Raw genomic sequence first — 220 nt, 5'->3', positions numbered from 1 at the left:
ACCACTGCACCGAATGCGCCAGAGATTAATCCAATCAATGGTACAGATCCGATTACAGGAACAGCGGAACCTGGTTCGACTGTGACCGTGACCTTCCCAGATGGTACAAGTGTTCAGGTCCCAACAGATCCAACGACTGGGGCATGGACCACACCAAATCCAGGTAACTTACCGAATGGCGGTACAGTAACAGCTGTAGCAACTGATCCTGCAGGCAACC

At 51.8% G+C, this 220-nt stretch carries 1 protein-coding gene; it reads left to right on the top strand.

The window, feature by feature from the left end; all coding sequences use genetic code 11:
• Window positions 1-220 (top strand): Ig-like domain-containing protein (locus V6E90_RS21785; protein ID WP_332606447.1); only part of this gene is annotated, 220 nt, incomplete at both ends.

Origin of the sequence: Acinetobacter sp. ESBL14 (assembly GCF_036668815.1) — a bacterium.
Classification (GTDB): Bacteria; Pseudomonadota; Gammaproteobacteria; order Pseudomonadales; family Moraxellaceae; genus Acinetobacter; species Acinetobacter gyllenbergii.
This window is presented reverse-complemented; position numbering and strand designations above follow the sequence as displayed.